The organism is Bifidobacterium tsurumiense (assembly GCF_000741765.1).
Classification (GTDB): Bacteria; Actinomycetota; Actinomycetes; order Actinomycetales; family Bifidobacteriaceae; genus Bifidobacterium; species Bifidobacterium tsurumiense.
Window position 1 is genome coordinate 195,947 of the sequence record NZ_JGZU01000015.1, and the last position, 19,142, is coordinate 215,088.

At 51.2% G+C, this 19,142-nt stretch carries 20 protein-coding genes and 1 tRNA gene; 2 read left to right on the plus strand and 19 right to left on the minus strand.

Translation table 11 applies throughout. The features are described from left to right. Positions 1 to 53: 53 nt before the first annotated feature. On the plus strand, positions 54 to 2,093 hold the full coding sequence (locus tag BITS_RS06725; protein WP_044259685.1) for a DUF6020 family protein: 2,040 nt from the start codon (positions 54 to 56) through the stop codon (positions 2,091 to 2,093). A gap of 230 nt (positions 2,094 to 2,323) precedes the next feature. Further along, complete coding sequence (locus BITS_RS06730; protein WP_044259687.1) at positions 2,324 to 3,067, plus strand: PucR family transcriptional regulator; 744 nt, start codon at positions 2,324 to 2,326, stop codon at positions 3,065 to 3,067. A gap of 75 nt (positions 3,068 to 3,142) precedes the next feature. On the opposite strand, the gene rplA is transcribed toward BITS_RS06730, so the two are convergent. The 19 genes from rplA to rplU form a co-directional block, all read right to left on the minus strand. Continuing rightward, complete coding sequence (gene rplA, locus BITS_RS06735; RefSeq protein ID WP_026641636.1) at positions 3,143 to 3,835, minus strand: 50S ribosomal protein L1; 693 nt, start codon at positions 3,833 to 3,835, stop codon at positions 3,143 to 3,145. 14 nt (positions 3,836 to 3,849) lie between these two features. Next, positions 3,850 to 4,281, minus strand: a complete 432-nt coding sequence (gene rplK, locus BITS_RS06740; protein ID WP_026641637.1) for a 50S ribosomal protein L11 — start codon at positions 4,279 to 4,281, stop codon at positions 3,850 to 3,852. Positions 4,282 to 4,631: 350 nt separating this feature from the next. After that, positions 4,632 to 5,486 carry a transcription termination/antitermination protein NusG gene (gene nusG / locus BITS_RS06745; RefSeq protein ID WP_026641638.1) on the minus strand — a complete coding sequence of 285 codons (855 nt, stop codon included), beginning with the start codon at positions 5,484 to 5,486 and terminating at the stop codon, positions 4,632 to 4,634. A gap of 45 nt (positions 5,487 to 5,531) precedes the next feature. After that, positions 5,532 to 5,759, minus strand: a complete 228-nt coding sequence (gene secE, locus BITS_RS06750) for a preprotein translocase subunit SecE (RefSeq protein ID WP_026641639.1) — start codon at positions 5,757 to 5,759, stop codon at positions 5,532 to 5,534. A 42-nt stretch (positions 5,760 to 5,801) separates the two neighbouring features. Next, positions 5,802 to 5,874, minus strand: a tRNA-Trp gene (locus BITS_RS06755). A gap of 203 nt (positions 5,875 to 6,077) precedes the next feature. Continuing rightward, positions 6,078 to 7,286, minus strand: coding sequence for a pyridoxal phosphate-dependent aminotransferase (locus BITS_RS06760; protein ID WP_026641640.1), 1,209 nt, complete (start codon positions 7,284 to 7,286; stop codon positions 6,078 to 6,080). Positions 7,287 to 7,453: 167 nt separating this feature from the next. Continuing rightward, positions 7,454 to 8,398: a transketolase family protein gene (locus tag BITS_RS06765; RefSeq protein ID WP_034533473.1), complete on the minus strand. Its 945-nt coding sequence runs from the start codon at positions 8,396 to 8,398 to the stop codon at positions 7,454 to 7,456. After that, a complete protein-coding gene (locus tag BITS_RS06770; RefSeq protein WP_026641642.1) occupies positions 8,395 to 9,258 on the minus strand; it encodes a transketolase in 864 nt (287 codons plus the stop codon). The genes BITS_RS06765 and BITS_RS06770 overlap by 4 nt, the downstream gene beginning before the upstream one ends. A gap of 62 nt (positions 9,259 to 9,320) precedes the next feature. Continuing rightward, positions 9,321 to 10,325, minus strand: a complete 1,005-nt coding sequence (locus tag BITS_RS06775) for an ABC transporter permease (RefSeq protein WP_034533477.1) — start codon at positions 10,323 to 10,325, stop codon at positions 9,321 to 9,323. Positions 10,326 to 10,357: 32 nt separating this feature from the next. Continuing rightward, positions 10,358 to 11,902 (minus strand): sugar ABC transporter ATP-binding protein, encoded by a 1,545-nt coding sequence (locus BITS_RS06780; protein WP_202961131.1) that lies wholly within the window; start codon positions 11,900 to 11,902, stop codon positions 10,358 to 10,360. Between the two features lie 116 nt (positions 11,903 to 12,018). Further along, on the minus strand, positions 12,019 to 12,984 hold the full coding sequence (locus BITS_RS06785) for a sugar ABC transporter substrate-binding protein (protein WP_026641645.1): 966 nt from the start codon (positions 12,982 to 12,984) through the stop codon (positions 12,019 to 12,021). Between the two features lie 260 nt (positions 12,985 to 13,244). Further along, a complete protein-coding gene (locus tag BITS_RS09740) occupies positions 13,245 to 13,613 on the minus strand; it encodes an ATP-binding cassette domain-containing protein (protein WP_081890987.1) in 369 nt (122 codons plus the stop codon). Positions 13,614 to 13,669: 56 nt separating this feature from the next. Then, on the minus strand, positions 13,670 to 14,029 hold the full coding sequence (locus tag BITS_RS09615) for an ATP-binding cassette domain-containing protein (RefSeq protein ID WP_052366678.1): 360 nt from the start codon (positions 14,027 to 14,029) through the stop codon (positions 13,670 to 13,672). 46 nt (positions 14,030 to 14,075) lie between these two features. Continuing rightward, positions 14,076 to 15,044 carry an ROK family protein gene (locus tag BITS_RS06795; RefSeq protein WP_026641646.1) on the minus strand — a complete coding sequence of 323 codons (969 nt, stop codon included), beginning with the start codon at positions 15,042 to 15,044 and terminating at the stop codon, positions 14,076 to 14,078. Positions 15,045 to 15,054: 10 nt separating this feature from the next. Then, complete coding sequence (locus tag BITS_RS09745; protein ID WP_081693475.1) at positions 15,055 to 15,240, minus strand: winged helix-turn-helix transcriptional regulator; 186 nt, start codon at positions 15,238 to 15,240, stop codon at positions 15,055 to 15,057. A 181-nt stretch (positions 15,241 to 15,421) separates the two neighbouring features. Continuing rightward, positions 15,422 to 16,555 carry a glutamate 5-kinase gene (gene proB / locus BITS_RS06800; RefSeq protein ID WP_026641647.1) on the minus strand — a complete coding sequence of 378 codons (1,134 nt, stop codon included), beginning with the start codon at positions 16,553 to 16,555 and terminating at the stop codon, positions 15,422 to 15,424. 19 nt (positions 16,556 to 16,574) lie between these two features. Then, positions 16,575 to 18,242, minus strand: a complete 1,668-nt coding sequence (obgE, locus tag BITS_RS06805; protein ID WP_026641648.1) for a GTPase ObgE — start codon at positions 18,240 to 18,242, stop codon at positions 16,575 to 16,577. A 136-nt stretch (positions 18,243 to 18,378) separates the two neighbouring features. After that, positions 18,379 to 18,630, minus strand: a complete 252-nt coding sequence (gene rpmA / locus BITS_RS06810; RefSeq protein ID WP_026641649.1) for a 50S ribosomal protein L27 — start codon at positions 18,628 to 18,630, stop codon at positions 18,379 to 18,381. A gap of 31 nt (positions 18,631 to 18,661) precedes the next feature. Continuing rightward, the gene (rplU, locus tag BITS_RS06815) at positions 18,662 to 18,970 is read right to left on the minus strand and encodes a 50S ribosomal protein L21 (RefSeq protein ID WP_026641650.1); all 309 of its coding nucleotides are present in this window, start codon (positions 18,968 to 18,970) and stop codon (positions 18,662 to 18,664) included. Between the last annotated feature and the right edge of the window lie 172 nt (positions 18,971 to 19,142).

The following is a 19,142-nucleotide window of genomic DNA, read 5'->3' on the forward strand; positions in this document are numbered from 1 at the left end:
GCGATTCAGATGAAGCAGAACATTCAACAGACCATGGCAGCATCGCCCAGCGCATGGGTCGATTCTCACGGTGGGCGCTTGCTGCGCTGGCCTGTTTGTGGCTCGCGCTGTGCACGGCGGTTGGACCGATTTATTGGGCCGATTCCTCAATAGCGTCGTGGTCTTGGTTCCAAACATTGACCTTGTTGGGCTCGTTTGCTGTCTATTTCTCGATGGTCTGCGCATTAGTCCGTTTTGGACGAGGGCAGCGCATCATTCCATTGACATGGTTGCGGACCACACGCGCAAGTCTCGCATCGCGCCTACAAGCGAGTAGCCAAGCAAACAGCCAAGTAAGCAAAATCTGCCTGGCGATACGTCGTTTCTTCACATCCCGTCTATGGGTCGGCATGAAAACGGCATGCAGCCGCATACTCATCCAAGCCACTAACCGCAGATGGAAAATAGCCCTCATATTATGTGTGGGATGGATCTGGATACCCACCACTTTGCTCAGTGCATACGGCGCTGATATTCGCTCTCAAATGCGAGAATTCAGTTGGGCGTGGAATCAATGGACCGGCGTGCATCAGCCATATATCGGATTCTTCTCATTCGTTCCCATGGATATCTATCCAACGGCACACTATTTATGGCCTGAGTCCTCAACATATCTAACCGATCAGCACAATATCGTATTAACCATTGTGCATGGGGCGGTCGCCGCAGCCTCGCGATATCTCACAGGCTCCAATGATTGGGGTCTGGTCACGCTCTCCGCAATGCAATGGTTGTTTGCCATCCTCTGTTGTTCCGCCACATTGCATCGTTTCCTCAACTTGCCTTGGCTGAGACGCGAGGCCGTTTTTGCAACCCCTTCCCCTTTCGGGCAACCGGAATATTCGCAAGCCCTGGAACTTATCGACCCAACGCATCCAGAACGCGGTTATCGCCCTCTCACTTTGGAGTGCAGAACAAAGAAGAATGGCAGTGCATTGCTCCCCGCAGGCCCGATCTTCCGCTTCGCTTTTCTGCCGTTCTTCCTCTTCTGCCCACTCGTGGTATTCTCCACGATTTCCTTGACCAAATCGCCTTTATTCGCATTCGCTTTCGTCTGGTGGTTCGGCATCGGTTATGAATTGCATATGACCAGCGGTCTGCATCTCGGCACGAAACGAGGATTGCGCAAGCGCAGCTTCATCGCCATGCTCATCGCCACATGCATCATGCTGATTTCGGCCAAATATGCTTGGTATATCCTCGTTTTTCAGCTTGTGCTCTTCCTCATCGCAGACCGCAAACGTTGGTATGTCTATGTGATCACGACACTCCTGCCCGTGATCGTGATCCACGGCGGCATTGCATTGATGATCAATAATGGATCCATTATCAGCGGCGATCCCATCGAAAGTCGCGGCATTCAGCTTCAGCAGATCGCTCGCATCGCCAAGCGCAACCCGTCCGCCATATCCAGCTCGGCAAAGGCTCGATTGAGTGCTGTGTTTAATCTTGATCAGATGGCTGAGGCTTATTATCCCCAAGATGCTGATCCTGTGAAATCCTCAGGCATCCAGTCCAAGAAGGTGAGTTATCGGTGGCGTTCGGCGACGCCAGAGGATCTGGAGGCTTTCAACAAGGCTTGGTTGGAGATAATCAAAGCTGATCCCGTCACTGCGACAGATGCTTTCTTGGCCAAATGCTTCGGCTATTTCAACGTATTTGACCAGCCTTATGTCGCCATGAATTACTACGTTTCCAACGACTATGTGCAGCAATCATCCACATGGATCAAATATCAATTCCATGATTGGCGCAATACCATTTCGGAAGATGCGCAGCAATGGGGAGAAATTCCCGTATTAGGCTGGGTCACCCACGGCAACTTCTATGTGACGCTCACCTTGATATTCGGCGCCGCCGAAGTTATTCTGCGTCGCTGGCGTACCCTTGTCTGGCATATGCCGCTTTTGCTCTTGATGGGGGTTATGATCACCGCTCCTGCCAATAACTTTGAGCGCCATATGCTGCCGGTTGCATTTGTTTTCGGGTGCATGGCCCTGACGTTCTGGCGTGAATCCCGTCCTCGGGCAGCTTGCAGCAAGGCAGCTCTCTAACTGAAAATGCCGCCATTGCAAGCCCATTCAGCGTATATACATTCCCAGAGACTAAACTGACAATCATGAGCGCAACGCAACCAGCATATGATGATTTCCTCGAGCTTCTCGCCTCGCAGATAGGCGAAAACACCGAGGCAACACAGCATAGTGCAGAGAATTCTGCTGCGGCGCAATCTGATTCACTTGCGAGTGACGGCGATGCATTATCCTCGTTTTCGGTAACTGCCATGGACCATCGCATTGAATCCATAGTCATGGAATGCCTTGCCAAAGGCATTGTCGATACGCGTATTGAGTCATTGTTCCATCTGCTCGGATGGCGCCAGACGGTTGATTGTTTCACCGTGGCGGGCTCTCCTCGACCGGGCTTTGACGCTGCAAGCGTGCGCATTCGCAGTGAAGTGCGCAATCTCGGAGGCAATATGTGTATCGTGGCAAGAAGTGGCACGCAGTGCATTGCACTTATCGGCATTCAGGCTGCGGTAACACCGGAAACCACGTGCACTGCGATATTACCTGCCTTTGATGATGCCGCACCGGTGTGCCTTGGCCCCACCCGCCACGGTATCGATGGCGCATCGCAATCCATCATCGGGGCACTGACTGCCATTAAGGCCGCGCCGGCAATTCATCCCATACCTCACCCCATGCGTGCTGATGACGTCCTCCCCGAACGTGCGTTATTGGGTGACGAAGGCGCTCGAGACGAGCTTGTGCTTACCGTGTATGGAAGTTTGCGCGGAGACAACCCTGACGATCCAACGCTTGCAACAGTGGATGCATTCTTGCAATCGGGCAGTTCATTGGATATTACCGCCAGGGAATTGAACGTACATCCCAATACTGTTCGGTATCGTTTGAAGCGCGCCAGTGAGACCACCGGTTGGGACGCAACTGATCCGCGTGAGGCATTTGTTCTTCAGACGGCTATTGCCTTGGGCCGGATTCGAGAGGCACAAGAGAGGCAATAGCAGACTCTCGATTCATGTGGCACAACACAAAGAACCCCCGATACCTTGCGGTTTCGGGGGTTCTTCCTTCACACATTAGGCGAAGGTTGCGGAATCCAGAGGGATACCGGGGCCCATCGTCGAAGTGATGGTCGCCTTGGTAATGTAGCGACCCTTCACGGTTGCTGGCTTCAAACGCTTGATTTCATCGGCCACAGCCTTGAAATTCTCGTCCAGAGCCTGCTCATCGAAGGAGAGCTTGCCGATCAGGAAGCTCAGGTTGCCGTGACGATCAACACGGAACTCGATCTTTCCGCCCTTGATATCGGCAACGGCCTTGGCCACATCCATGGTCACGGTGCCGGTCTTGGGGTTTGGCATCAGGCCACGAGGACCGAGCACACGACCCAAACGACCGACCTTGCCCATCATGTCCGGGGTGGCAACGACTGCATCGAAGTCGAGGAAGCCACCGGCCACCTGCTCGACGAGTTCGTCATCACCGACTATGTCTGCGCCGGCCTCAGTTGCCTCGGTAGCCTTCGGGCCACGGGCGAACACGAGAACCTTGGCGGTCTTACCAGTGCCGTGAGGCAGGTTGACCACGCCACGCACCAGCTGATCAGCCTTACGTGGATCCACGTTCAGGCGGTACACAGCCTCGACGGTCTCGTCGAAGCCACGCTTTGGCATGCTCTTGAGCAGAGCGATGGCCTCAGGTGCGGTGTAGAGGTTATTGCGATCGACCTTCTCAGCCGCCTCGCGGTACTTCTTGGAATGCTTAACCATCTGTCCTACTCCTCTCAGGCCTCAACCGTGATACCCATCGAACGGGCGGTGCCCTCGATGATCTTCATGCCAGCTTCAACGTCACGTGCGGAGAGATCAGGCATCTTGGTTTCGGCGATTTCGCGAACCTGTGCCTTGGTGACGGAGCCGACCTTGTGGGTCAGTGGGTTTTCGGTACCCTTCTGGAGACCGGCAGCCTTGAGCAGCAGAGCAGCTGCAGGAGGGGTCTTCAGGATGAAGGTGAAGGAGCGATCCTCGTAAACGGTGATCTCGACAGGAACGATTTCGCCCATCTTGTCCTTCGTGGCATCGTTATATGCCTTGCAGAAGTCCATGATGTTCACGCCATGGGAACCCAGAGCCGGGCCCAGTGGCGGTGCCGGATTTGCCTTACCGGCCTGAATCTCAAGCTTGATCAGCGCTGAGACTTTCTTCTTAGGAGCCATTTCGGTCTTCTTTCTGTGAAGCGGTACTGTCGGTCGCCGTGGACTCAACAGGCTTTCGCCTACAGTGTCCGCGGTCTCCTCCCGCAACGTACATTGCTGTGCTGTGCTAGCGGGTCTCCCCTCCAGACACAAGCTTTCCTATTGTGCCATATGCTACGTACATATGATTGGACATATAGGAATATAAGTTACCGCGTGTCGAGATGACAGTGGACCGATCATCTAATGCTTCTGATTCGCATGAACAAGCGGCGGTATCTCCCGGAAGCCGATTTTTATGAGGACAAAGATGCCCTATAAACGACTGTGCCCCACACCGTTAGGCATGAGGCACAGACTATACGAATGCTTTAGTTGATCTTCTCGACCTGATCGAAGCCGAGCTCCACTGGAGTATCACGTCCGAAGATGGAGACCAAGACAGTGAGCTTCTGTGTTGTTGGTTCCACATCAGAAACCACGGCTGCCATTGTGGAGAACGGACCGTCGGTGACGGTGACCTGGTCTCCGACAGCGTACGAAACCTCGACCGTGCGCTTCTTGGCTGCAGCAGGCTTGTCTCCGGCTTGCTTCAAAGCCTCGGAAGCAATCATCGGCGCCATCATGCGCACAACTTCCTTGCGGCTCAGCGGAGCTGGATCCTTGGTCGGTCCAACGAAGCCGGTCACGCCTTCGGTTTCGCGTACGATACGACGTGCATTCTCATCCGGCCACATGCGAATCAGCACATAGCCTGGAACGCGGACTCGGGTAATGACCTTCTTACCCTTATCGGTGTGCTGCTCAACTTCTTCCATCGGCACTTCGATCTGGAAAATACGATCTTCCAAGCCAAAGCTCTGAGCGCGAGATTCAACATTGGCCTTGACGCGCTTCTCATAACCCGAATAGGTATGTAGCACGTACCACTTGCCTTCAAGGGTGCGCAGCTGCTTGGCGAATTCATTCACAGCCTTCGCACCGGGATCATCGTCTTCAGCTTCTGCAACACCTTCTGTGTCTTCGCTGACGCTTTCCTGATCGTCAACATCCTCAGCCGCAACAGGTGTTTCAGATTCTTCAGCAGCAGCCTCAGGTTCTTCGTCAACAGGCTGATCATTCACAACATCAGTATCGACCGACTCGGTTTCGGCCTGGCCAGCAACCTGTTCCTCAGGTAACTCTGGCACAGCATCGACGCCATCAAAATTCACGGCGTCATCCATATTCATATCTTCACTCATGCGTAGTCACTTTCGGTGGTAAGGAAATCAGCCGAACAACTTCAGCATAAGCTCGCCCAGGCCAAAGTCCATACCCGTGACCAATGCCATCAGGAAGAGGACGAAAATAAATACCGCGAGCGACCAGCCGAAGAGTTCCTTGCTGGTAGGAGTCACGACCTTACGAAGCTCATCGATGATTTGCTTGATGAACAAACCGATGCGCATGAAAACGTTCGGCTTCGCGGCCTTCTCAGTGTTGCGTGCCTTAGCCATTTCCATCCTTCGCTTGGCTGCTGATATGTGTTTCAAAACTAGCAGGGACGGCGGGACTCGAACCCACAACCTACGGTTTTGGAGACCGTTGCGCTACCAATTGCGCCACATCCCTAGGTGAACTTCGCCTATCGTACCCGCAACACGCGACCACGAGGCAAAACCGCCAAGAGGCAATACTAGCGGTTCGCTTCGATTTCGTCCAATCGAGTGTCGCGGCACGTCTCAGAGCCTCAACGAAGCCGCTATATATCAAAAAGGCGTCTGCAAAACTCCGATATACAGGAGTGACGCAAACGCCAATTCTCAATATCACTATCAGGCTTCAACCCAAGCTTTGAAGCGTCGCATACCCTCAGCCAATTGGTCATCGGCAAGAGCATAGGAGAATCGCAAATATCCCGGAGCTCCAAAAGCCTCACCTGGAACAGCTGCAATATGCGCTTCTTCCAAAAGCAGGGAAGCCAGCTCTGAAACCGTGGAAGCTTGCGAGCCTTTGGGACCCAGCGGCTTGTTCAACAAAGCTTCGACATTCGGAAGAGCGTAGAAGGCCCCCTTAGGCATAGGGCACACAACGCCTTCGATGTCATTGAGAGCCGTGACTATCGCCTTGCGACGCACATCAAAAGCCGCACGCATATCGCGAACCGCATCCAACGAGCCACTGACTGCAGCCAAGGCAGCACGCTGCGATATGTTGGCGACATTGGAGCTCAGATGCCCTTGCAGCTTCGACACTGCTTTGGCCACCGGTTCCGGAGCAATCATCCAGCCAACTCGCCAACCGGTCATGGCATAGGTTTTTGCCACACCATTGAGCACGAGCAACTGACCCCTAACCTCAGGCACAACTGCGCCGATATATGTGGTGTGGGCGTCATCGTAGTTCAGATGCTCGTAAATCTCATCGGAGATCACCCAAATATGATGTTCTACTGCCCATCGACCAATGGCTTCGATGGTTTCCGGCTTCCAAACCACGCCAGTGGGGTTGGAAGGAGAGGTGACGATAATGGCTTTGGTACGTGGAGTACGCGCTGCTTCAATGGCTTCGATATCCGGTTCGAAACCGTGTTCTGCACCGGAAAATACAGTAACCGGAACGCCGCCAGCCAGTTTGACGACTTCGGTGTAACTCGTCCAATACGGAGCGGGAATGATAACTTCATCGCCGGGATTCACGAGCACCTGGCATGATTCATACACAGCCTGCTTGCCGCCATTGGTGACCACGACCTGATCGGCAGTCACCTCATATCCGGAGTCGCGGCGGGTCTTCTCGGCGATGGCCTGGCGCAACTCAGGAAGTCCTGCCGTGGGAGTGTACTTGTAGTTTTTCGGTTCACGGCAGGCAGCGGCGGCGGCCTCCACCACATAATCCGGCGTGGGGAAATTGGGCTCTCCTGCACCAAAACCGATGACATCAATACCCGCGGCCTTCATGGCCTTGGCCTTGATATCCACAGCCAAGGTTGCGCTGGGTGCAACACTGTTAATACGATCACTGAAGCTTTGCCAGTCGTTCATGCTCATGCTTCACCATGCTAGCCTTATGAGCCGAAATTAACCGGCAATGGTGTCTTAGATTAACTTGTCTAAACGCCCAGCGATATCAACCTTGCAATTTGTATCAATTTCATACCGTCAGCGGTGCGCTGTATAGAAACCTGCTTATGAGAACTGAGGTAAGCGCTTCACCGCATCGCTATTGCTTGCTGTACGGCCTGCGCTACACGATCAGACGTAAGCCCATATGCTGCCATACATACTTCAGCCGGAGCGGAATGTCCGAACACGTCCTGCACTCCAACACGAACTACCGGAACTCTGGTATCGCTTTCAACTATAACCTCACTGACTGCGCTCCCTAAACCGCCAATTACATTATGCTCTTCAGCTGTAACAATGGCACCCGTTTCCCTTGCTGCGGAGAGGATTGCGTTACGGTCGATCGGCTTAATAGTGTGCATATTGATAACACGGGCATTAATACCTTTAACTTTGAGTGCACTAGATGCCTCAAGAGCGACCTCAACCATGGTGCCAGCAGCAATGACCGTGACGTCTGTGCCCTCTTTCACGGTAACCGCTTTACCAATTTCAAACTTATAACCCGGTAGACTGTCAACAACATTGCTCACCGGCGCACGCCCTAACCTGAAATAACAAGGACCGTTGTAATCCGCCATAGCATAAACAGCCTGACGGGTTTCTTCCGCATCACAAGGCACAATGACAGTCATTCCAGGTACTGTCCTCATCAAACTCATATCCTCGACGCACTGGTGTGTCGCGCCATCTTCACCAACTGTCAATCCGGCATGCGTTCCGACGACCTTAACATTCAAATGGGGATAGCACACAGAGTTTCGTATTTGGTCATATGCACGACCAGCAGTGAACATGGCAAACGAGTTGACAAACACTGTTTTTCCCGTGGCTGCAAGTCCCGCGCCTACGCCAACCATATTGGCTTCACTGATACCTACGTTGAAGAACCGTTCCGGATGCTTTCCCGCGAAATAACATGTCATAGTGCAGAGCGACAGATCCGCATCAACAACGACAACACTGTCGTCCCGATCGCCGAGTTCACACAAAGTCCTACCATATATTTCACGAGTAGATACCTTCTTCATCGTGCCCATCCTTCCCAACTGGCGCCAAGTTCCGCAAGCCGATCATCTAGTTCCTTAAAGGCAATTTCAAATTCATCTTCAGTTGGTACGTTGCCGTGCCATTTAGGATTGTTTTCCATAAACGAAATACCTTTACCTTTTACGGTATTTGCAACAATCACCGACGGCTTTCCGCTGATACTCCAAGCCTCCTCAAGAGCCTTTTCGATGGACTCCATATCGTGCCCATCTATCTCAGTGGTATGCCAACCGAATGCACTGAACTTTGCTGCTGCATTGGACGCTCCGCCGATTTGTTCAGTGAAGCCGTCAAGTTGGATACCATTGTTATCAATGAACACGGTCAGATTATCCACTGCATAATGTGATGCGGCTTGAGCTGCTTCCCAAATTTGACCTTCCTGGATTTCACCATCGCCACAGATTGCATAAACCCGATATTTACCCCCATCTACCCTTGAGGCCAATGCCATTCCCAAACCTGCGGATAGACCTTGACCCAATGACCCGGCAGACATGTCCACTCCAGGTACTTTTGTCATCTCAACATGCCCAGAAAGTACGCTGTCAATTTGCCTAAAATTCGACAGCCAAGCCCTTGGAAAATAACCCCGCCGCGACAGTATTGAATACATAGCGGGCGTGCAGTGCCCCTTTGAGAGCACGCATCTGTCCCTATGCGGATCATGCGGTTTTTCGGGGTCAATGTTCATTACGTCAAAATACAAAACCGTGAGCAAATCCATTACTGACAATGAGCCACCTAGATGCCCCGAGTGAGCACTCCTCACCATTGCCAAGGCATCTGCTCGACACTTTGTCGCTATTGTCTCAAGCTCTATCTTCCGTGAAGCTTCCATAGTATTTCCTTGTTTTCATAAACTTGATTCGTCATTGAATCTCATTTGCGTTGAGTTGCGATTCAGAAACCTGTTCGGACGTTTCCCTTGTTCTTACGCATATCGAAATAGACGGCGACAATGATAATGATTCCCTTGATCACGTATTGCCAGAATGAATTGACATGGAGCAAGTTCAAACCATTGCTAATCATTCCAATGATCAGTACACCTATGAACACTCCACCCGCTCTACCGACACCGCCATACATCGAAGTGCCGCCAATCACTGCAGCGGCGATTGCGTCTGTTTCATAGCCAACGCCAGCCGTCGGCTGTCCCGAAGACATGCGTGATGCCAACACCACACCGGCAAACGCTGACAATAGGCCGGATACCGCCCAAACAAATACCTTGACTTTGACTACATTTATTCCGCTGTATTTGGCAGCTGTCGGATTACCGCCAAGTGCATAAATATGACGGCCTAGACGCGTCTTATTGAGCAATAGATACAGCAGGAAGAACAGTACTATCATGTACACGACAGGTAACGGAATGGGACCCAAGTAGCCATTCCCAAGTGCTGTAAATGCAGTGTTTCTTGCAGTGACCGGCTGACCGCCAGCCGCTAAATATGCGGCACCTCGGCATATGCTTTGCATGGCTAGCGTCACTACGAAGGGATGTATTCCGGTGTATGCAATAACCAGACCATTTAACAAGCCGACTACAACACCTATAATCACTCCAGTTACGATAGCTAGCGGCAGCGGTAAGCCAAAATTGTTCAGGCTTAGCACTGCAACTACTCCCGATAGCGCCACCAATGCACCGCATGTGAGATCAATACCAGCCAACATGATCGACAACATAACGCCTATAGCAAGAATTGCGTTGGTCGAGACAGATCGCATGAGATTTACCATATTTGCCCACGACAAGAAGTTGTCTGCGAATATGCTCAAAAATACCAACAATGTTGCAAAACCGATCAGTATGCCTAGGTTTTGTTTTATAAATTTCGACACAGAACCAGCGACTGGAACCTCACCAACACGATCCAGTAAGTCGATACCGTTTTTCATTGGAATCTCCTTTATCTCTTTCTTCAGGCAAATTAGCCCAATGCATGCTTGAGAATGACATCCTGATTAAATTCATCACGTGATAGAACCGCAGCTATTTCACCTTCTCGCATCACTGCGAGACGATCTGACATATTCATTACTTCGTTTAATTCTGAAGAAATGAATACAACAGCCACTCCTTGTGCAGCCAACTCGTTGATTATTTTGTAGATTTCGGCTTTAGCTCCTACGTCAACACCTCTCGTTGGCTCATCTAGGATCAGGATTTCTGGTTTCGTCGCCAGCCATTTGCCAAGCACCACTTTCTGCTGGTTACCACCAGACAGGGTTCCGACTCGTGTCTGCGGGGACGAGACCTTAATATTCAATGTCTCAATCGCATTGACGACGATTTCTTTTTCTTTACGCTCATTTACTCGCAGCCATGAAATAAAATCTCCCAAGCTAGCAATTGACGTGTTGAACATGACATCGCCAAATAAGAACAAACCTTGTGTTTTCCGGTCCTCAGGGACGTAGGCCAGACCATGTTGTTGCATACGGACAGGATCACGGGCGCCAATTTCATTACCATGCACTAAAACCGTGCCGCTTCCGCCATTCCGCAGACCCATAACGGTCTCAAACAGTTCCGACCTGCCCGCCCCGATTAGGCCATATACTCCCACTATCTCACGTTGACGAACTGTGAGATTCACGGGTTTCTCCCATGGACCACAGGCAAAATCCCTGAGCTCTAAAGCAGCATCACCCGGCTCGTTGTATGTGCGATAGTAATAGTTTTCTACGTCGCGCCCCACCATGAGATGAACCAGCTCATCCTCAGTAGTATTCGACGTAGGCACCGTGTCTACATAACAACCATCACGCATCACCATAACGTTGTCGGTTAGATCAAAAATTTCCGACATTTTATGTGAGATATATATGATGCCCATACCTTGGGTTTTCAATTTACGGACAATTTGGAACAGATTTTCTACTTCGTTTTCGGAAAGAGATGAAGTAGGCTCATCGAGAACAATTACCCTTGAGTTTAAGGACAAAGCTTTAGCGATTTCAACCATCTGCTGTTGTCCCATGCTCAATGAATTGACCATCATTTGCGGATCTACATCAAGACCCACCATTCGCAGGAATGGTCTAGCTTGAGTTTCCATTTCTCTTTGGGAAACCAAACCTGCTTTATTTTTCACTTCTCGACCAATAAATATGTTCTCAGCCACTGTCAGAAATGGCTCCAGAGCTAGCTCTTGATGCACAAAAGCAATTCCTGCTTCTTGTGCCGCAAGCACACCATCAAAATGAACCTCTTCTCCATTGATATAGACCGAACCGGAATCCGGCTTATAAATACCACCCAGCACATTCATTAGTGTTGATTTGCCGGCTCCATTTTCGCCCAACAACCCTAATACTTCGCCTTGATGCAAAGTCAGATGGATATCAGTCAATGCTTTAACGCCAGGAAATGTTTTTACAACACCCTTCATTTCTACTAATTTCGGACGAGAATCAACGATATTCTCATCCGTTCGCAAAAAGGATGGTGCAGCTTCAAGCAATTGAGTCACTGTTGTCACCTCCCGCCGTGTGCAGCCAGAATGTCTGGTTGCACACGGCTATGTGAATACTTCGCTGTATTCTTGTGTATGATTTTCGACAAAACTACAGTGTCTTTATCTGTACGTCACTGCCAGCCATCTGTCCCATATTCGTCGACATTGTCCTTCGTAATCAAGAACGTGTCCACGACGATATTCTTTTCGACGGTTTTTCCATCAAGCACATCCAATGCCGCTTGTGCGGCTTTTTTGCCAATTTGGTTAGGGGATTGCGCACCTGTTCCAGTCATGGTGCCGTCTTTGATTGCCTTTTTACCGTCTGGACTACCATCCACCCCGTAGACTAGCACGCCAGACATTTCAGGATGAGCTGCCAGTGCTTGAACAGCGCCCAATGCCATTGGGTCATTTACACCAAAAATAGCTTTCACATCTGGGTTAGACTGCAGAATATCTTCAGTCAGTGTAAGGCTGACAGATAGTTCACCCTTGCCGTCCAATTCCTGCACTATATCGAAATAATCTCCAGCTTCAGCTTTAAATCCGTTCAACCGATCAATACACGCTTGACCAGCAGGGCAATTGACAACCGCAACTTGTGATCCTTTGTCTAGCTTCTTTTTCATATCTGCCGCCACCAAAGCACCAGCTTTTTCGTTGTCGGAGGCAACCACTGTCTTGACCAGATCCTGCGCATCGACCGGAGTATCAATATTGATGACTGGAATATTGGCGTCGGCAGCCGCCTGCAGCGCAGGCTGCACCCCTGTAGTGTCATATGGTCCAAGGATTATCGCATTCACACCAGAGGCAATAAGGTCGCCGACCATATCATTCATCTTGGACTGGTCTGCCTGTGGATCAACAGATTGAACACTTACATCTTTCCCATCAATCTGCTCATTAACGCCATCGAGAATCGCCTGCCAAAATGGATTGTTCATCGTGGAGGGAACATAACCCAACTTTATGCTTGAGCTACTCGATCCAGAATTTGACTGGGACGATCCGCTGGACCCACAGCCAGATAAACCACCGACTAACAGCACCGCTGCTGCAGCCGTTGCAGCAAGAATACGCGTGAATTTCATCTTTGACCTTCCTCTATGAATTCGTATTCTTAATTTATTAATTTATGACCATCAATCAAAATTTCAAATAATAATGGTCAAAATATAACAAATTGCCCAAAAAAAATCTAGATGCAACATTGCATCTTGGATTGCAGGTTTGTCAATTTGTATTTGTTGAATTTAGAATACATATTCAACAAAGTAAAGTAAAATTAAGACACGCCGAAATATGCCATTTATTATATTCAGAGCACAGAAATTGAATATTAAGTCCTAATCTATAAGCCCATCTCTAAGGGCGCACCAGCCATATAACCTATAACTCGCTCGTATGTTGTCTCTCTCGTTTCAAGCATTGCTCGAACTCGACCATGTCTCATGACGCAAATTCGGTCAGAAACTGCAAACACATCTGGCAAGCTATGAGACACCATTATCACGCTTTTGCCTGAATCTCTCAGACTCAGCAATTGATTAAGCACCTCGCTGGTCTGTATCACCGACAAAGATGAAGTCGGCTCATCCAACAGGAGTACTTCAGGGTCCAAGAATAATGCCCTAGCAAATCCTAATGTTTGGCGCTCACCTTCAGATAGCCCACGCACTAATCGATTTGCCGTTAACTTAGAACCCAAATGGTTCAACAAAGTCTCTGTCTCTCTAAGTCATTTTTTTCTTATCGACAAATGGTCCACGCATGAGTTCATGTCCATATAGATATTATCGGCGATATCCATCTGGAACATGCTTCAGCATTCTGGAACATTGAAACAACGCCAGCATCATTTGCCTCGGAAACACCTGAGAACTCTACTCTACTGCCGTTTCGATAGATAACTCCAGAATCGGGCTGTTCCAATCCACTAAGCAATCTAATAAGAGTCGATTTGCCTGCACCGTTATCCCCGACGATAGCCAAAATCTCTCTGCGTCGAATATCTATATTGGCTTCATCTAAAGCAACTACAGAACCATATGTCTTTCTCAAAGCTACGGCAGATAACACTGCAGGGAAATCCTGCCTGCCTTCGTGCGGTACAGTTAAAGGCTTAGCAGCGATCATCGCAACGCTCCATCCACGATTTCTCGAGCACTCGTCATCTATTTGCTTAAGAAACTATCATAACCTTGTCTGTAGCTATGAACAGTGCGCCACGCGCTACGTCCAATGCATCTTCAGGACCAGGTACAACGCTCCAAGATTTCCCCGCAGGGAAAGACTGCCTATCAAGAGTGTAAGCAAAAGCATCAAAGAAAGGCTTGCCAACCTTGGCCATCGAACCTCCGATAACTACCTCATCTGGGCCGAGCATGCTGACAACAGGTTCGACTGTCCGTGCGATTGTCTCTGCAACTTCCTCCATCAAACGCAGACTAGCAGTATCACCATCACGTGCGTCATTAAGAATATCGCGTAATGTTAAATCACCCCTTGAGGGCATCATCAACGTCCGCAGTGCGGGAGCACCGACCACTGTATTCAGGCATCCTCGTCGCCCACATGCACAGACCGCACCATTGGGATCGACCTGCAAATGCCCAAATTGTCCTATCACCCCGTTACTGCCATGGTATATCTTGCCATTCAATACCAAAGAGCCACTTATTACATCATCGGCGTGTATGTATAGGGTATCTACCCTACTATGCACGCCGCCTGATGTTTCTAAATATGCTCTGCACGATGCATCTGAAACCCCTATTAGTGAAGGGGCCTTTCCAGTTGCTGAAACGAATGCTTCCGAGAACATGCCCTCTGACCACCCTGGCAACATATTCGGGATCACGGCATTGCCTTGGCCATCAAGAGGTGCGGGTAAAGCAACTACGATTGCTTTTAACTCGCCAAGTTCACGGCCCATCTCCTCTAACATTTCCCTCAGAAATCCGATCAACCGTATAAGAGTGGTATCAAGTTGCTGCAAACCAGCCAAAGGCAGAAATCTCGAGGAGACTACCCCGTGATTCGCATCACCTGTGGCGATTGATATTCCATGATCGTCGATTGAAATACCTGCTGCCAGCGAACTTCCAGCAGCCAATGTGACAAGCCATGCATGACGACCATTACGACTCACCGAAGTTGTCTCAACTTCGTTTTTTTTCGGAAAGCTCCCGAACGATACTTGAAATTGTGGCTGTTGACAGCAAGGTAGCCTCTGCGAGTTCAACCTGTGTCATACCACCGTGTTGACGCAACACTTTGAGAACAGTACTGACATTCCTCTGTCTCAAAGATGTCAATGATCCCAATTGTGTCGTCTCGATCGTCATCACTCACCACTTTCGTTGCATCCGTCCACAAGCGCACAGACTACTGTGGCACCCGCGCTGGAACACCCCTTCAATCCTTACTCATCCTGCACTAGTAACGACAATGTACGGAATACTGTTACGGCATAGTCTAGCAACCCGAAATCTAAGCGCAGACACATGACTGACTTTGCCAGAGATGTCACACCAGTACCAAATAATCACGATGGACGATAGGATGCGCATAATGTTCACCAAGGAATCGCTTGAGCTGTGCGGTATTACGGCCCAGCATTTGCGGAATTTCCTCGGAATCGAATCCGACCAAGCCTTTGGCCAGATGATTGCCCTGCTCATCGTCTATCCATACGGAATCGCCGGAGGAGAATTCGCCCCGTACAGCCACAACTCCTGCAGACAGCAAACTGGCACGACCGCCTCGCACTGCGTGAGCAGCGCCTTCGTCAGCCACAAGCGTGCCACGAGGATGCGAGGCGAAACCGATCCAAAGCCGCTTGAAGGAACCGCGATGCTTAACAGGCGCAAAGGCCGTACCCACGAAATCACCCATAAGCGCAGGACCCGCATTCGATGCGCAGGTCATAACGGTCGGAATACCTGAAACCGCCGCCACATGGGCGGCCTCAAGCTTGGTTACCATGCCGCCGGTGCCCACCTTGGATCCGCTTCCTGCAACTTTCACTGTTTCGAGCGCTTTCACCACATTCGGAACATACGAAATCTGCTTCGATTCAGGATCGGATGGAGGTGCCGTATACAAGGCGTCAACATCGGTGAGCAGAACCAGCGCATCCGCCCGCACAATATTGGCGACCAATGCAGAAAGCCGATCGTTGTCACCGAAACGAATCTCGTTACTGGCTAGGGCGTCGTTTTCATTCACAATCGGCACGACGCCCAGCTCAAGAAGTCTGCCCAGCGTTCGTTGAGCATTACGATATTGGGCAGCGCGAATCGTGTCTTCGGCAGTAATAAGAATCTGGCCCACTCGAATGCCGAATGCAGCGAAAGCGGCTTCATATTGCGCCATCAACAAGCCTTGGCCCACAGAAGCAGCCGCCTGCTGGGTGGCCACATCCTTGGGGCGGGAGTCAAAGCCCAAAGGACCGAAACCAGCTGCGATAGCACCTGAAGATACCAATACGATACGCGCACCCATAAGGGATGCATGAGCTATGGCATTCACCAAGGCGCCCAATTTTTCAGGGTCAAGGTGGCCGGATGGTTGAGTCAGAGAACTCGATCCCACTTTGACGACAATGGTTTGCGCCTGTGCTATCGCTCTGCGTACTTCAGCATGAGACAATGTCGGCATATCAGTGGTTCACATCCCCTTATTCGTCTTCGCCACGTCCGAGAATTGCCTGCTCATCATGACGGTCATCATCAACACTCGGATCGGCCCAGTGTCCGGCCTGGCGTTCGGCCATCATGGCCTCACGAACGGCTGCCTTGGCATCCATCATGTCATGATACTGGCGACGGCGTTCGGCATTGGTACGCCTGCGGGCACGAGTATCCTGCTCTTCCAAACGCAGATCCTTTCCTCGCGCACCCAATTGAGCGCCATCGAGCATTTCGGCACCGGCCGCAACCGTTGGATCCCAATCGAATTCAACGGCTCGATTACCTCGTCCTATGCGGATTTCGTCACCTGGCTTGGCGCCCAATCGGCGTAGCTCATCTTCCACGCCCAACTTTGCCAAACGGTCAGCCAGATAGCCGACTGCTTCGTCATTATCAAAGTTGGTCTGCAAAACCCAGCGTTCAGGCTTGCGGCCGGTAACAGTGAACCAGAAGTCACCCGAGCCGCCTTCCTCACGAACAATACTGAAATCGAGACCGTTTCCGCCTTCATCATCAGCACGACGGCGACCAGTGCGTTCCAGAGGCTTGATGACAACACGAGCCTCATCCCGCTCTTGTTCGCGCTTGGCCACTTCTTCGCGCATTTCATCGACCATACGGCCCAGCGCGAATCCAAGTTCCTTCAGTCCTTCGTGAGATGCGGTGGATATCTCGAATACCGCAAAGCCCATCCTTTCAAATTCCGGGCGCACGAATTCCGCCAATTCCTTGGCCTCCGGCACATCCACCTTATTGAGGATTATGATACGGGGACGTTCCGGAATAGGAATGGCAGCGACAGGAAGTTCCAACTGATCGGCGTATTGGGAGAGCTCATGCTCCAAGGCATAATAATCCGACAGCGGGTCGCGATCCGGTTCCAAGGTGGCGCAATCGATAACATGCGCGATGATTTCTGTGCGCTCAATATGACGCAGGAATTCCAATCCCAAGCCTTTGCCCTGAGAAGCCCCTGGAATCAGCCCTGGCACATCGGCAATGGTGTAGCGATAATCACCGGACATCACCACGCCAAGATTCGGCACCAAAGTAGTGAATGGATAGTCGGCAATCTTGGGTTTGGCCGCGCTCATTGCCGCGACAAGACTTGACTTGCCTGCCGACGGGAATCCCACCAAGGCCACATCTGCGATGGACTTGAGTTCAAGAATCACGTCGCTTTCTTCTCCCGGCTCACCCAAAAGCGCGAATCCAGGTGCACGCCTCGTTCTATTGGCCAAAGCGGCATTGCCCAATCCGCCGTTGCCACCGGCCGCTGCAACATATCGCTCACCCGCATGACGAAGATCAGCCAACTGCTCTCCTGGATGTTTGGGTTTGCCCTCAGCGCCCTTGGCTTCAAAAATAACGGTTCCCAGAGGCACCGGAAGGATCAGATCCGCACCCTTGGATCCGTCCTTCGTGTCACCAAGTCCCATGGTGCCATTACCGGCACTGCGATGAGGCATAAAACGATAGTCCATAAGACTATTGGCATTTTGATCGGCCACGAATATCACCGAACCACCGTCACCGCCGTTGCCGCCATTTGGTCCGGCCAACGGCTTGTATTTCTCTCGGCGGATACCGGCCGAGCCGTTTCCGCCGTCACCGCCCTTGACATGAACGGTTACTCGATCCACAAAATCACTCATATGCTTTACCTTACCTGCTGCATCCAACGTGTGCGCTTGGAATGAAAAGCGTGGATGCGCACAGTTCTCAAGCATGGATGATTGCTAAACAAAAACAGCCGCACCCATTGGATGCGGCTGTTACAACGACTGAAAATCAGGCGGTGACGACGTCCACGACCTTGCGGTCACGACGGACACCGAACTTCACGCTGCCGTCCTTGAGGGCGTACAGAGTGTGATCCTTGCCGACGCCGACGTTCTCGCCGGGGTGGAAAGCGGTTCCGCGCTGACGAACGAGGATGTTGCCAGCCACGACAGCTTCGCCGCCGTACTTCTTCACACCGAGGTATTGGGGCTGTGAATCGCGACCGTTGCGTGAGCTGGACGCGCCCTTCTTATGTGCCATGATGTTGTCCTTTCGGTACTAGCTCTTCAGCTCAGGCAATCGCGGTAATCTTGACGATGCTCAGCTTCTGGCGATGTCCCTTGCGACGGGTGACACCGGTCTTGTTCTTGTATTTCATGATGTTGATCTTCGGACCCTTGGCTTCGTCGTTCAGCACTTCGGCCTTGACGCTCACCTTGGCAAGATCCTTGGCACCCAAGGTCACCTTGGAGCCATCGACTACGAGCGCGACCGGGAACTCCACGGTGTCGCCCTCCTTCGCATCAAGACGGTTGACCAGGATGACGTCACCGACCTCGACCTTTTCCTGATGGCCACCGGCCTTCACAATCGCGTACATAATCGTTCCTTAGTTGTTTTGGAAAGCTTACTGTCCGGCACGTTTGAGCCTCGCGGCCAGACACCAACCATCTAAAATACACACACCCTCGTACATTCGCAAGTCTTAGTGCCGCGCGTGTCAATGAAGAAGACTGAGGCGCTAGCTGTGAACTGCTCTGCGCCCCTGCTGC

Coding starts and splice junctions, on each gene's coding strand:
- rpmA (WP_026641649.1), bottom strand. CDS start 18,630: ATGGCACATAAGAAGGGCGCGTCCAGCTCACGCAACGGTCGCGATTCA.
- BITS_RS06785 (WP_026641645.1), bottom strand. CDS start 12,984: ATGAAATTCACGCGTATTCTTGCTGCAACGGCTGCAGCAGCGGTGCTG.
- rplK (WP_026641637.1), bottom strand. CDS start 4,281: ATGGCTCCTAAGAAGAAAGTCTCAGCGCTGATCAAGCTTGAGATTCAG.
- nusG (WP_026641638.1), bottom strand. CDS start 5,486: ATGGATGACGCCGTGAATTTTGATGGCGTCGATGCTGTGCCAGAGTTA.
- BITS_RS09745 (WP_081693475.1), bottom strand. CDS start 15,240: ATGACGATCGAGACGACACAATTGGGATCATTGACATCTTTGAGACAG.
- BITS_RS06770 (WP_026641642.1), bottom strand. CDS start 9,258: ATGGAAGCTTCACGGAAGATAGAGCTTGAGACAATAGCGACAAAGTGT.
- BITS_RS09615 (WP_052366678.1), bottom strand. CDS start 14,029: ATGATCGCTGCTAAGCCTTTAACTGTACCGCACGAAGGCAGGCAGGAT.
- BITS_RS06775 (WP_034533477.1), bottom strand. CDS start 10,325: ATGAAAAACGGTATCGACTTACTGGATCGTGTTGGTGAGGTTCCAGTC.
- proB (WP_026641647.1), bottom strand. CDS start 16,555: ATGCCGACATTGTCTCATGCTGAAGTACGCAGAGCGATAGCACAGGCG.
- rplA (WP_026641636.1), bottom strand. CDS start 3,835: ATGGTTAAGCATTCCAAGAAGTACCGCGAGGCGGCTGAGAAGGTCGAT.
- BITS_RS06730 (WP_044259687.1), top strand. CDS start 2,324: ATGGACCATCGCATTGAATCCATAGTCATGGAATGCCTTGCCAAAGGC.
- BITS_RS06725 (WP_044259685.1), top strand. CDS start 54: ATGGGTCGATTCTCACGGTGGGCGCTTGCTGCGCTGGCCTGTTTGTGG.
- BITS_RS06760 (WP_026641640.1), bottom strand. CDS start 7,286: ATGAACGACTGGCAAAGCTTCAGTGATCGTATTAACAGTGTTGCACCC.
- BITS_RS06765 (WP_034533473.1), bottom strand. CDS start 8,398: ATGAAGAAGGTATCTACTCGTGAAATATATGGTAGGACTTTGTGTGAA.
- obgE (WP_026641648.1), bottom strand. CDS start 18,242: ATGAGTGATTTTGTGGATCGAGTAACCGTTCATGTCAAGGGCGGTGAC.
- rplU (WP_026641650.1), bottom strand. CDS start 18,970: ATGTACGCGATTGTGAAGGCCGGTGGCCATCAGGAAAAGGTCGAGGTC.
- secE (WP_026641639.1), bottom strand. CDS start 5,759: ATGGCTAAGGCACGCAACACTGAGAAGGCCGCGAAGCCGAACGTTTTC.